This is a genomic window from Vibrio sp. M260121 (assembly GCF_036533715.1).
Taxonomy (GTDB): Bacteria; Pseudomonadota; Gammaproteobacteria; order Enterobacterales; family Vibrionaceae; genus Vibrio.
On the sequence record NZ_JATABF010000046.1, the window covers coordinates 33,244 to 45,608 of the forward strand.

The window sequence follows — 12,365 nt, forward strand, 5'->3', positions numbered from 1 at the left end:
CTCATCTTTTTTATCCCACAGATGAGTGCGGATTTACTTCATTTTAGGCTAGGTAAGGTTATGAGCGCAGAAAAACTCTATATAGAAAAAGAACTTAGTTGGTTGTCTTTCAATGAAAGAGTACTGCAAGAAGCCGCCGATAAAACTGTCCCTTTAATCGAACGTATTCGCTTTCTAGGGATCTTTTCCAATAACTTAGATGAGTTCTACAAGGTACGCTTTGCAGACGTAAAGCGTCGGATCTTGATCAGCCAAGAACGAGGTGGAAGCGATAACTCTAAGCACTTGTTAACTAAGATGCAAACCAAAGCATTGAAGCTTAACGAACAATTTGACGAACTGTACGGTGATTTGATCCGCGAGATGGCACGACGCCGCATTTTCTTGGTTAACGAAAACCAGCTGGATGACACGCAGAAACGCTGGATCACCAAGTACTTTCGCAAAGAAGTCATGCCACACATCACCCCCTTGTTGATTAAAGATGACATCGATGTGTTGCAGTTTCTTAAAGACGAATACGCCTACATCACCGTTGATCTGCGCAAAGACGATCATTCCCAATACGCTTTACTCGAAATCCCAACTGACCACCTTCCTCGCTTCGTTATGGTACCGGAGCAAAAAGGCAAGCGCCGCAAGACCATCATTCTGCTCGACAACATCATCCGTTACTGTCTGGATGAGCTGTTTAAAGGCTTCTTCGATTATGACGAACTAAATGGCTACGCGATGAAGATGACCCGCGATGCCGAATACGATTTGCGCCTAGAGATCGAATACAGCTTACTCGAACAGATGTCTGAAGGGGTAAACCAACGCTTAACTGCTATGCCTGTGCGCTTTGTTTACGAGCGTGAAATGCCGCAAGAGATGCTCGATTTCTTGTGCAGCAAACTGCAAATATCCAACTACGACAGCTTGATTCCCGGTGGTCGTTACCACAACTTTAAAGACTTCATTGGATTCCCAAATGTTGGTCGTGAGTACTTAGAAAACAAGCCCATGCCACCGATGAAGTGTGCCGACTTCGAAGGCTACGCCAACAGTTTCGATGCGATCAAAGCCAAAGACATTTTGCTTTACTACCCTTATCACACCTTCGATCACATCTCTGAACTGGTTCGCCAAGCTTCCTTCGATCCTAAAGTATTGGCAGTTAAGATTAATATCTACCGCGTAGCCAAAGATTCGCGCTTGATGAACTCATTGATCGATGCGGTACACAATGGCAAAAGCGTAACTGTGGTGGTGGAACTGCAAGCCCGATTCGATGAAGAAGCCAATATCGAGTGGTCAAAGGTTCTCACCGATGCGGGCGTACACGTTATCTTTGGTGCGCCGGGTTTGAAAATTCACTCAAAACTGCTCCTGATTAGCCGCCGCGAAGAAGGTGAAATCGTACGTTACGCGCATATAGGAACAGGTAACTTCCACGAGAAAACCGCACGTATCTACACCGACTTTGCTCTGCTAACCGCAGATCAGGAAATTACCAATGAAGTCCGTAACGTCTTTGGTTATATCGAGAATCCATATCGCCCAGTCAGGTTTAATCATCTCATCGTTTCACCACGCAATTCGCGTAAACAGCTCTACCGTCTGATTGATGGGGAGATTGCCAACGCAAAAGCCGCCAAGAAAGCAGCACTGACGATCAAAGTGAATAACTTGGTCGACAAAGGCATCGTCAATAAACTCTATGGGGCGAGCAATGCCGGGGTGAAAATCAATATGATTATCCGCGGTATGTGTTCTCTCGTACCGGGTATTGAAGGCGTGAGCGAGAACATTCGTATCATCAGTATTGTTGACCGCTTCCTTGAGCACCCTCGTGTCGTGATCACCCATAATGATGGCGACCCGCAGGTTTATATCTCATCAGCGGACTGGATGACGCGAAATATCGATCATCGTATTGAAGTTGCCGCTCCGGTTCGTGATCCACGTTTGAAACAGCGAATTATTGATATAACTAACATTCACTTTACCGATACAGTAAAGGCTCGTTTGATAGATAAAGAGATGAGCAACAGCTACGTACCGCGAGGTAATCGTAAAAAAGTTCGCTCACAAGTTGCCATCTACGACTATCTTAAAAATATAGAGAAGCAAACAAGAAAACAAAAAGCAGATGCCTCAAATACTTGAACAAGATGTACGCCATATTGCAGCCATTGACCTTGGGTCGAACAGCTTCCATATGGTGGTGGCGAAAGTTGTTGGAAGTGACCTGCAATTAGTCAGCCGCCATAAGCAGCGAGTGCGCTTAGCTGCCGGACTCGATTCAGAGCTAAACCTAAGCCATGCTGCGATGGAGCGAGGTCTTGAGTGCCTCGCGATGTTCGCCGAACGCTTGCAAGGCTTTGAAGCTTCAAACGTTAGAATTGCAGCCACCCACACTTTAAGGCGAGCTAACAATGCCCACCTCTTTATCAAACGAGCCAAAGAGGTGCTGCCTTTCCCAATTGAAATCATTCCGGGCGAAGAAGAAGCTCGCCTCATCTATCTCGGCGTCGCGCACACCCAAGCAGAATCTAACTCCAAGTTGGTCGTCGATATTGGTGGCGGCAGTACCGAGATGATCATTGGTCAAGAGTTTGAGCCAGAGCTTCTCAACAGTAAGCAAATGGGCTGTGTGAGCTTTACCGAGCAGTTCTTCAATAATGGCAAACTGTCGCGCAAGAACTTCAGCAAAGCGATTCTCGCCGCAGAGCAGCGCATGGAGTCCATTGCTGCAAAATACCGCAAGAAAGGCTGGGATATTGCCCTCGGCTCTTCAGGTACGATTAAAGCGATTCGCGAAGTCTTGATTGGTTTAGGTCATGAGGACGGGCTGATCACCAATAAGCGTTTGGGCAAGCTTATCGACACGCTATGCGAGTTTGGTTCCATTGATGATATCGAGCTTGTTGGTCTTAGTGACGAGCGTAAGCCAGTCTTTGCCGCAGGTGTAGCCATTTTATCTGCCATCTTCCAATCACTAAAAATCAACCAGATGTTCTTCTCGGATGGTGCGTTGCGTGAGGGCTTGCTCTACGAGATGGAAGAGCGCTTCGCTCGTTCTGATATTCGTATGCGCACCACAGAAAACCTAGCAAAACAACATCGCGTTGATATTGAACACGCGGCACGCGTAAAAGGTCATGCAAGGGAGATGCTGAGAAATGTTCGTGCTGAACTTGGTATCAAGAAAAAGAGTGAGTTGTTTGATTTACTGGAATGGGCGGCTTTGCTGCATGAAGTTGGCTTGAGCATCAGTCTGCGCGGCTTCCATCGTCACTCATTCTACATTCTGCTGCACTCCAACTTACCGGGCTTTAACCGCGAACAGCAATTGGTATTGGCGACCTTAGCTCGCTTCCAACGTAAATCCCTTAAGCTGAGTGAGCTCCCAGAGTTCAATCTCTACAAAGAGAGTGACATCATCAACTTAATTAAGATTCTGCGTCTAGCTATTGTGGTCAACGGTCAGCGTAACGACGATCCACTGCCAGAGCTGACGCTGTCGATACAAGAAAATAAGTGGGTACTTACCTGCGCAGAGGAAGATTGGTTGGAGAATAACAAACTGCTCGATGCAGATTTGCAGGAAGAGCAGCAACGCTGGGAAAGCGCAGGATGGACATTGAACTTCTAACTACGAACTCAATGAGATAAAGAAAAAGGTCGGCTTATAAACCGACCTTTTTTAATTCCTCTGCAGCGAAATCGGCAGTAATGGGAACATAACCGTCTTTCGCAACTAGCGCTTGTCCTTGAGCTGAGAACATAAAGCGAATGAATTCAGCTTCAATTGGGCTTAACGGATAGTCCGGATGTTTATTCACGTATACATAGAGGTAGCGTGATAGTGGGTACTTACCTGAGATGATATTTTCACGCACAGGCCTAACGTAATCTGTGCCTGCTTTCGCAATTGGGACTAAACGAACACCCGCCACGCGATAGCCTACGCCTGAATAACCTACACCACTGATCGTTGATGCCACAGACTGCACCACTGACGCCGATCCCGGTTGCTCGTTCACACGAGTTTTAAAATCACCGCCACACAAGGCATTACTTTTAAAATAACCGTACGTACCTGATACTGAGTTACGACCAAACAGCTGCAAGTTACGTTTTGCCCACTCAGTTTTGATGCCTAACTCACGCCAGTTGGTGATGAACTCACTTTCGCCGCAGCGTAAAGTCGCGGAAAACATCGCATCCAACTGATGGAAATTAAGCCCTTTGATCGGGTTATCTTGGTGCACAAAAATACCAATCGCATCAATCGCAACACGAAGCGCCGTTGGTTTGTAACCATGCACCCGCTCAAATGCTTCGATCTCACGCATACGCATTGAGCGACTCATTGGACCGAATTGCGCAGTTTGTTCTGTTAACGCCGGTGGCGCAGTCGATGAGCCAGACGCTTGTACCTGAGCATTAATGTTCGGGTAGATAGATTTAAACTCTTCCACCCAAAGCGTAGTCATGCCTGCTAACGTATCTGAGCCGACAGACAATAAGTTACCGGCTATGCCAGTCGTCTTTTGATAATTCGGCAACGGTTTATCTTGTGCAATAGCCACGCTGGAAAGCACTAACGTGGCTAGAGTGATTTTCTTAATTGCTTTGGATACGACACTCATTACTTCACCACCAAACGACTTGGTAAGATGAAGGAGAACTTACTGCCGACACCAACTTCACTGTAAATTTCGAGATGAGAGTCATGATGGCTCAACGCATGCTTAACGATAGCTAAGCCTAGACCACTGCCGCCGGTATCGCGTGAGCGAGCTTTATCAACTCGATAGAAACGCTCCGTCAATCGGTGTAAGTGTTGTGGTTCAATACCATCACCACTGTCTTCAACCTCTAGACAAGCGCCTTGTGCGGTTTGATACCAACGAACGTTTATATGTGCACCAGATGGAGTGTATTTCACCGCGTTGTACACCAAGTTAGAGATCGCACTACGCAGTTGGTCATCATCGCCGAGCACGCGCAGACTAGAATCCACGTCGAACTTCAACTGATGTTGATCATCACCACTTAGGCTTACCGCTTCCTTCTCTAGCACTTCTAACATGCTAGGGACATTGACCACATCTTCCAACTCATGCATTGGTGCCGCTTCAATCTTAGACAGCGTCAGAAGCTGATTAACCAAGCTGTTCATGCGGTTGAGCTGCTCTGTCATCACCCCATGCGCTTTCGTCCACATTGGACCAACAATCATATCTGGATCTTCTGTCATCTCAAGATAGCCTTGCAGTACCGTCATCGGTGTACGAAGTTCATGAGATACGTTGGCGAAGAAGTTACGACGCATACCTTCAAGCTGTTTAAGTTGGCTCACATCACGCACCACCATCAAGTGTTCCCCTTCGGTGTAAGGCACGATACGCAGCTCTAACATACGTTCAACGTTCAATGGTGAGCGCATTTCTAGCGGCTCAGAGAAGTCTTGCTTGTTGATGTACTTAATAAAATCTGGAGTACGGATGAGGTTAGAAATAGGTTGCCCAGAATCTTCCGGCCAGTGGAAACCCAAAAGGTGCTGCGCGAGCTTGTTACACCACACAATGTTACCTTCAGCACGAAACACCACCACCGCATCCGGCAGCGATTCAGCACCATTACGGAAACGGCGAATCAAATTGGTAAGCTCTTTACGCTTACGACGCTGACGTTGTTGCAATCGGTATAAACCGTTGAATAACGATTCCCAGTTGCCACTACCTGACGGTGGCGTAAGACGCTTTTCATCCCACAGCCAAGCCGACAAGCGCACCTGATTATGCAAATGCCATACAAGCTGCAAAGCCGTGGCCGCCAAAAGCAACCACGGCATATAACCGAATATCCAACCTATTATCACCCAAGGGGTGTAAAAAAAAGCCAGCTCCCAGGCCAGCTTTTTCCAAGTCAATCTTTCAACCACTCATTACTCCAGAAATGGTATTGATAAGCTGCTAGCGATGTTATGCCTTCGTCGAGAAACGGTATCCTGCGCCACGAACAGTTTGGATGAGTTTGTCGTGACCTGCCGCCTCAAGCGCTTTACGCAAGCGACGAATGTGTACGTCAACGGTACGGTCTTCAACATACACGTTGGTCCCCCAAACGTTGTTTAGCAGTTGTTCACGACTGTAAACGCGCTCTTGGTGCGTCATAAAGAAGTGCAGCATTTTGAACTCAGTTGGTCCCATATCTACTGCTTCATCATTTGCAGTCACGCGGTGAGAAACAGGGTCCAACTTCAGACCTTGTACATCAATCACATCTTCAAGAGCAGTCGGTGTTACGCGACGAATAACGGCTTTAAGACGAGCAACCAACTCTTTTGGTGAAAAGGGTTTGGTGATGTAGTCATCCGCGCCAACTTCTAAGCCGCGCACTTTGTCTTCTTCTTCACCACGAGCGGTCAGCATCACAACGGGAATATTGCGAGTTAACTCTTCGCGCTTCATGTGTTTGATGAAGTTAATACCACTGCCACCTGGTAGCATCCAGTCTAGTAGCACTAAATCTGGGAAGGGTTCAGCCAGTTTGGTTACCGCAGAGTCGTAATCTTCTGCTTCTACTGCTTGATAACCTTTCTGTTCAAGCACGAAGCATAGCATTTCGCGAATCGGAGCTTCGTCTTCAACAACCAGAATCCTTCTAGACATAATTGAATAACCTTATGTTAGTTGAGCTAATGAATTTAAAGGACAAAGCGCCCCTCTATGCATAAGCATTATTACTACCAATTATGACACTTTTGTGACCTTTGAAAACAAATTTTCATATAACTTTCTTTTGAGATTCATCATGATCTTTTTCAATTCAATTAGGACAACGCCGGGAAAATTCCCTATGATTAGTCCCTTGTCATCAAGCCTAGAGAAGATTTATGTGGTTTAAAAACTGTCTGGTATACCGCGTTAACCGCGAGGTTAACTTCAACGCCGATCAACTGGAAACTCAACTAGCCGAGTTCCGATTCACCCCTTGTGGCAGCCAAGATAAACAAAAGTTTGGCTGGGTTAGCGCGATGGGTAGAAATGGCGACATGATGACGCACGTTTCTGAAAACCGCATTCTGATTTGCGCTAAGAAAGAAGAGAAAATGCTGCCAGCTTCAGTGATCAAAGATTCACTAAACGCGAAAGTAGAAGCAATGGAAGCACAGGAAGGTCGCCCTCTTAAAAAGAAAGAGAAAGACAACCTGAAAGATGACATCGTAATGGATCTGCTGCCTCGTGCATTTAGCCGCAGCAGCCACACTTACGTACTGATCATGCCAAAAGAAGGCTTCATCCTTGTTGATGCAAGCAGCTACAAAAAAGCAGAAGACGTATTAGCACTATTGCGTAAAACAATGGGTAGCCTACCTGTTGTACCAGCAACCCCTGAAGTTGCGATCGAAACGACCCTGACTGAATGGGTGAAAACAGGTGAAACACCACAAGGCATCACAATGATGGATGAAGCAGAGCTTAAGTCTGTACTAGAAGAAGGTGGTGTGATTCGTTGTAAGAAGCAAGAACTGACAACCGATGAAATCCGTAACCACATCGCAGCAGACAAAGTGGTGACTAAGCTAGCACTGAACTGGCAAGATCGTATCGAATTCATCATGGCAGAAGATTCTGGCATCAAACGTCTGAAGTTCTCTGATGAACTAAAAGACCAAAACGATGATATCCCACGCGAAGATCAAGCTGCTCGCTTCGACGCAGACTTCTCTCTAATGTGTGGCGAATTCAGCGCTTTCCTACCAAATCTATACGAAGCATTGGGTGGTCTGCCAACCCCTAACGCTTAATTTCGTACAAAGATTAACCATAACGCCCTCACTTTTTTTGAGGGCGTTTGTTTATCCAAACCATAATTCTCCTAGTCACAGGTCACATTTTGACGTAAAATTTGCGCCCCATTTCCATGAGGTGGAATTGGCCTGACTTGTGATCAGATATTAAGAGAATTGAGCAATGACAACAGAGAAAGCATTCGTACCAGAGCTACTATCTCCAGCAGGTAGCCTTAAAAACATGCGTTACGCATTCGCCTACGGCGCAGATGCAGTATACGCTGGTCAACCTCGCTACAGCCTTCGCGTACGTAACAACGAGTTCAACCACGAAAACCTACAAATCGGTATCAACGAAGCGCATGCCCTAGGCAAAAAGCTTTACGTGGTATGCAACATCCAACCGCACAACTCTAAGCTTAAAACTTTCATCCGTGACCTTAAACCAGTGGTAGAAATGGGTCCAGACGCACTTATCATGTCTGATCCAGGTCTCATCATGATGGTTCGCGAAGCGTTCCCAGAAATGCCAATTCACCTGTCTGTACAGGCAAACGCAGTAAACTGGGCAACTGTGAAATTCTGGGCTGCTAACGGTGTTGAGCGTGTGATCGTTTCTCGTGAGCTTTCTCTAGAAGAAATCGAAGAAATTCGCGAGCATTGTCCTGAAACTGAATTAGAAGTTTTCGTTCACGGTGCTCTATGCATGGCTTACTCTGGTCGCTGCCTACTGTCCGGTTACATCAATAAGCGTGACCCTAACCAAGGTACTTGCACTAACGCATGCCGTTGGGAATATAAAGTCGAAGAAGGTAAAGAAAACGACGCCGGTCAAATTGTTGAAGCGTTCGATCCAAACGAAGCTCAAGCAATCGAAGTCGCAGACGAACGCCCAGAAACCACTATCGGTCGCGGCAAACCAACTGACGAAGTGGTATTGCTTTCTGAAAGTCACCGTCCAGAAGAAAAAATGGCGGCGTTCGAAGACGAGCACGGTACTTACATCATGAACTCGAAAGACCTGCGTGCAATCCAACACGTAGAACGTCTAACTAAGATGGGTGTTCACTCATTGAAGATCGAGGGCCGTACCAAGTCATTCTACTACTGTGCACGTACTGCTCAGGTTTACCGCAAAGCGATTGATGACGCAGTTGCTGGTCGTCCATTCGATGAGAGCCTAATGGGTACGCTAGAAAGCCTAGCTCACCGTGGCTACACAGAAGGTTTCCTACGTCGTCACACTCACGACAGCTACCAGAACTACGATTACGGTTACTCTGTATCTGACGCACAACAATTTGTTGGTGAATTCACTGGCAAACGTCGCGGTGACATGGCAGAAGTTGAAGTGAAGAACAAGTTCATCGTTGGTGACAGCCTTGAGTTAATGACGCCAAAAGGCAACGTAATCTTCACGCTAGAAGCTATGGAAAACCGTAAGTCAGAATCAATTGAAGACGCAAAAGGTAACGGCCACTTTGTATTTATCCCGGTTCCAGAAGACATGGATCTGGAATACGGTCTGTTGATGCGTAACTTAAATGCAGGTCAGGATACCCGTAACCCAACTGGTAAGTAATCATGGCACTACTTATTACCGATAAGTGCATCAACTGCGACATGTGTGACCCTGAGTGCCCTAATGGTGCAATTACTATGGGTGACAGCATTTTCGAAATTGACCCTGCTCTATGCACAGAGTGTAAAGGTCACTACGAAAAACCAACATGTCAGTCGGTGTGTCCAATTACGAAGTGCATTATTACCGACCCAAATCATGTCGAGACTGAAGAGCAATTGCTAGAGAAGTTCGTGATTATTCAAGGGCTAGCGTAATTGAAAGAGGTTCAACTTTGCGCTCAAAGTTGAACCTTTTTTTAACCTGATTTCTCGATAGGAATAATGTTGCAGAAGAGCTCTTTCTCGAAATGATACTCTAGCCTTTCACGCCAATTTTCAGCTTGTGAGACAGGTATCAAATAGAAATTCTCTCGACTCGTATCCGTAACGAAAGCCATCCCATATTGCATTAGTTCGTAATGCACATCATTAACAAATCCCGGGTCAAGACGCTGACGTCCTGTCAGGTGATTAACATCCTCTCGAGTCAAAAAGACTCCTTTAGTATCACTGCTAAATCTGTGTCTTAACCACTCTGCAAACTCTTTTGCACAAATCATAGTCATGGTTTTATCCTTGATTAACTCTCGATGGGGAAAAGCCTCCTTACCCATCTCAATACACTTGTCTGCGTTGTCGTTTGTCCTTCACCAACCAACAGACATATTGTTAAGAAATCAGAGAATCGCGACGAAAAGATCTTTCTTAATATTGAATTGCTACCACACTTAAAAACCATGCAACTCTTTGTTTATATGAGATTTCTATAATATGTCACAAAAAACCAAAAGGTCAGTTTTTGTACTGGTATTATTCACTGTAGACAAAAGTATGATCTTTCTCCAGTTTCATAATAGAGATCCAGAGAAAGCATCTTTGGTATTTCCTTGGTAGGACTCGCCACTTATTTCTGCGTAATAAGCGGCTGGCATTGTGCTGGCAGTATCTTTTTCTTCTTCAGTTTAGGCGTTACCTTCGTTTTTTTTGTCACAGGAGGAGGTGTTGCTTTCGGCTTCCAACTTGCTAACTCAGCTCCACAGCCATCTCCTGCAGGTGGCGGCGCTTGGTTAACGCAATTAGAGCTCGACTCAGGGCAAGTTAATCTCACGTGGAAGTGGTAATGATGTCCCCACCAAGGGCGAACCTTACGTAACCAGTTTCGGTCTTTCTCACCTTCTTGCTTACATAACTGCTCTTTAATCACTGGATGAACAAAGATACGAGCAACATCCTGACTCTTCGCTGCACTTCGAAACAGTTCAAAGTGCCTATCTTCCCAACGGTGCTCTAGAATCTTGTATTTTTTAAGATCGACGACACTCATGGGTTTCGGAAGTTGAAGCTCATTGTAAGAAAGCGGTTCATCAGCCAAGCGCAGCCAAATATCAATATCTAAGCCTGTTTGATGACTAGAGTGGCCCGAAGAAAAACGTCCACCGCGAGCTAGGGATAAGTCCCCAATAAGTAACGTGGTATTCAGATCTCGATTGGCTTTTTTCGCTAACTCTTCAACAAAGCTAATCGTGTGAGGGTGCCCATAGTAACGCTTCGTTTTACTGCGTAAAACCTGATAACCAATACCATCAAGCGGGAGAGGAGAAGCACCATCTAAACAGCCATTAGCATAACTGCCGATAGAGGAGGATGTGTTATTTGTGGGACCAGAGACCTGCTCCCACGGAGTAGCATAAAGAGAAGCTGAGAATAGAAAACTTAAACAAAAAGAAAGACTCAGCTTCATCACGCTCATTCCTTAATAGTGGTCACCATTATCATAGTAGCCTTTAGGAGAGAGTGCAGAGAAAATTACCGCAACATCGATATCTTCACCGACAATACCACGAACTTGCTCAGTAATCGCTTTAGCCACTTTGTTCTGAGTCTCTTGCCCACGGTCAAACCACAACACCTCAACAAAAGGGTAAGCAGCACTTACTTCACCTTCGCTAAAAAATGTACTGTAGATGTATTCGAAAGTGAAATCTTCACGAGGACAATCCATTAATGGTTGCAGTTCATCGGTAAGAGGTTTTGATAGCGCTTGAACCGCCTGAGGCTCAACGGCTCTAAATCGAAGATGTGGCATAGACTTGCTTCCTAATTATTAGAATTCAGCGCCGATAATAACAGGAACTCGCTCTCTTATCACGCTGAGAGCTTGCAGGCATGCATAAGCCTAAAAACCTTAAAGCACGCAACTGTTGCTAGGTTACTTGAGAAAAGATGACTTATAGGCCTAAGGAGCAGCCTGCACTTCAAATACTTTAAACACCTTTTCTCAGAGAGAAATTTGAAAAGGTCGCAGAAACGACAAAGCCCTAGCATTGCTGCCGGAACGCGTAGTCTGAGGCTTAATATATGACAGAGGTGGACCTGACGTTCCAGAGGTTCGACTGAGCTGGCACCCCAGATCCCAACACGCGCTGTTTTGAGTATCAGAGAGATTCGTTGCTTTGGTCTTGAGATACAAATACGAAAAAGGCTCTAGCGTTTCTGCTGGAGCTTTAAATATGCAGGGGTGGATTGGACCGGCACTCCGGAGATTCGATATGGCTTGCTACCAAGCGGGCTGGCGGCTCAGCTCCCAACACGCACTATTTAGGCATTAGGGGAATCTGCTACTCTTCCAGCTAGACTGGTACTCTTTCCTTCATATACGAAAAAGGCTCTAGTCTTTCGACTAGAGCCTTAAATATGGCAGGGGTGGAGAGATTCGAACTCCCAACACGCGGATTTGGAATCCGCTGCTCTGCCAATTGGAGCTACACCCCTGTTGTTCGTGTTTAATGAGACGACTCTCGAATAAGTGGCGGAGCGGACGGGACTCGAACCCGCGACCCCCGGCGTGACAGGCCGGTATTCTAACCAACTGAACTACCGCTCCGCACTGGTTAGACATAAAGTCTAAATTTAAAGCCTGGCGATGTCCTACTCTCACATGGGGAAGCCC

11 protein-coding genes and 2 tRNA genes are annotated in these 12,365 nt (G+C 46.0%); 5 read left to right on the plus strand and 8 right to left on the minus strand.

The genetic code is table 11. The features are described 5' to 3' along the window. Positions 1-60 precede the first annotated feature (60 nt). Both ppk1 and ppx read left to right on the plus strand, forming a co-directional pair. A complete protein-coding gene (gene ppk1 / locus QTO06_RS20855; protein WP_331409641.1) occupies positions 61-2,151 on the plus strand; it encodes a polyphosphate kinase 1 in 2,091 nt (696 codons plus the stop codon). Further along, the gene (ppx, locus tag QTO06_RS20860) at positions 2,135-3,640 is read left to right on the plus strand and encodes an exopolyphosphatase (protein ID WP_331409642.1); all 1,506 of its coding nucleotides are present in this window, start codon (positions 2,135-2,137) and stop codon (positions 3,638-3,640) included. Before ppk1 ends, ppx begins: the two co-directional genes overlap by 17 nt. Before the next feature lie 34 nt (positions 3,641-3,674). Here the strand turns inward: ppx and QTO06_RS20865 are convergent, their stop codons facing one another. From QTO06_RS20865 to phoB, 3 genes are read right to left on the minus strand one after another with little or no spacing between them, the layout of a single operon-like run. Beyond that, positions 3,675-4,640, minus strand: coding sequence for a PstS family phosphate ABC transporter substrate-binding protein (locus QTO06_RS20865; RefSeq protein ID WP_331409644.1), 966 nt, complete (start codon positions 4,638-4,640; stop codon positions 3,675-3,677). Further along, on the minus strand, positions 4,640-5,938 hold the full coding sequence (gene phoR / locus QTO06_RS20870; protein WP_239970122.1) for a phosphate regulon sensor histidine kinase PhoR: 1,299 nt from the start codon (positions 5,936-5,938) through the stop codon (positions 4,640-4,642). Before phoR ends, QTO06_RS20865 begins: the two co-directional genes overlap by 1 nt. Before the next feature lie 40 nt (positions 5,939-5,978). Further along, positions 5,979-6,668: a phosphate regulon transcriptional regulator PhoB gene (phoB, locus tag QTO06_RS20875; RefSeq protein WP_005424836.1), complete on the minus strand. Its 690-nt coding sequence runs from the start codon at positions 6,666-6,668 to the stop codon at positions 5,979-5,981. Between the two features lie 224 nt (positions 6,669-6,892). Here phoB and rdgC point away from each other — a divergent pair, with 224 nt between their 5' ends. The 3 genes from rdgC (at position 6,893) to QTO06_RS20890 (ending at position 9,631) form a co-directional block, all read left to right on the plus strand. Further along, on the plus strand, positions 6,893-7,807 hold the full coding sequence (rdgC, locus tag QTO06_RS20880; protein ID WP_331409646.1) for a recombination-associated protein RdgC: 915 nt from the start codon (positions 6,893-6,895) through the stop codon (positions 7,805-7,807). A 166-nt stretch (positions 7,808-7,973) separates the two neighbouring features. Further along, positions 7,974-9,374, plus strand: a complete 1,401-nt coding sequence (gene trhP / locus QTO06_RS20885) for a prephenate-dependent tRNA uridine(34) hydroxylase TrhP (RefSeq protein WP_005440369.1) — start codon at positions 7,974-7,976, stop codon at positions 9,372-9,374. 2 nt (positions 9,375-9,376) lie between these two features. Continuing rightward, positions 9,377-9,631 (plus strand): YfhL family 4Fe-4S dicluster ferredoxin, encoded by a 255-nt coding sequence (locus tag QTO06_RS20890; RefSeq protein ID WP_005445273.1) that lies wholly within the window; start codon positions 9,377-9,379, stop codon positions 9,629-9,631. Between the two features lie 41 nt (positions 9,632-9,672). Here the strand turns inward: QTO06_RS20890 and QTO06_RS20895 are convergent, their stop codons facing one another. From QTO06_RS20895 to QTO06_RS20915, 5 genes are all read right to left on the minus strand, one after another. Then, positions 9,673-9,981 (minus strand): hypothetical protein, encoded by a 309-nt coding sequence (locus QTO06_RS20895; RefSeq protein WP_331409647.1) that lies wholly within the window; start codon positions 9,979-9,981, stop codon positions 9,673-9,675. Between the two features lie 338 nt (positions 9,982-10,319). Further along, on the minus strand, positions 10,320-11,156 hold the full coding sequence (mepA, locus tag QTO06_RS20900) for a penicillin-insensitive murein endopeptidase (protein ID WP_331409649.1): 837 nt from the start codon (positions 11,154-11,156) through the stop codon (positions 10,320-10,322). 12 nt (positions 11,157-11,168) lie between these two features. Further along, the gene (locus tag QTO06_RS20905; RefSeq protein ID WP_054824419.1) at positions 11,169-11,501 is read right to left on the minus strand and encodes a DUF1904 domain-containing protein; all 333 of its coding nucleotides are present in this window, start codon (positions 11,499-11,501) and stop codon (positions 11,169-11,171) included. Between the two features lie 609 nt (positions 11,502-12,110). Continuing rightward, positions 12,111-12,187 (minus strand) — tRNA-Trp (locus QTO06_RS20910). A 35-nt stretch (positions 12,188-12,222) separates the two neighbouring features. Next, positions 12,223-12,299 (minus strand) — tRNA-Asp (locus tag QTO06_RS20915). Positions 12,300-12,365: the final 66 nt, after the last annotated feature.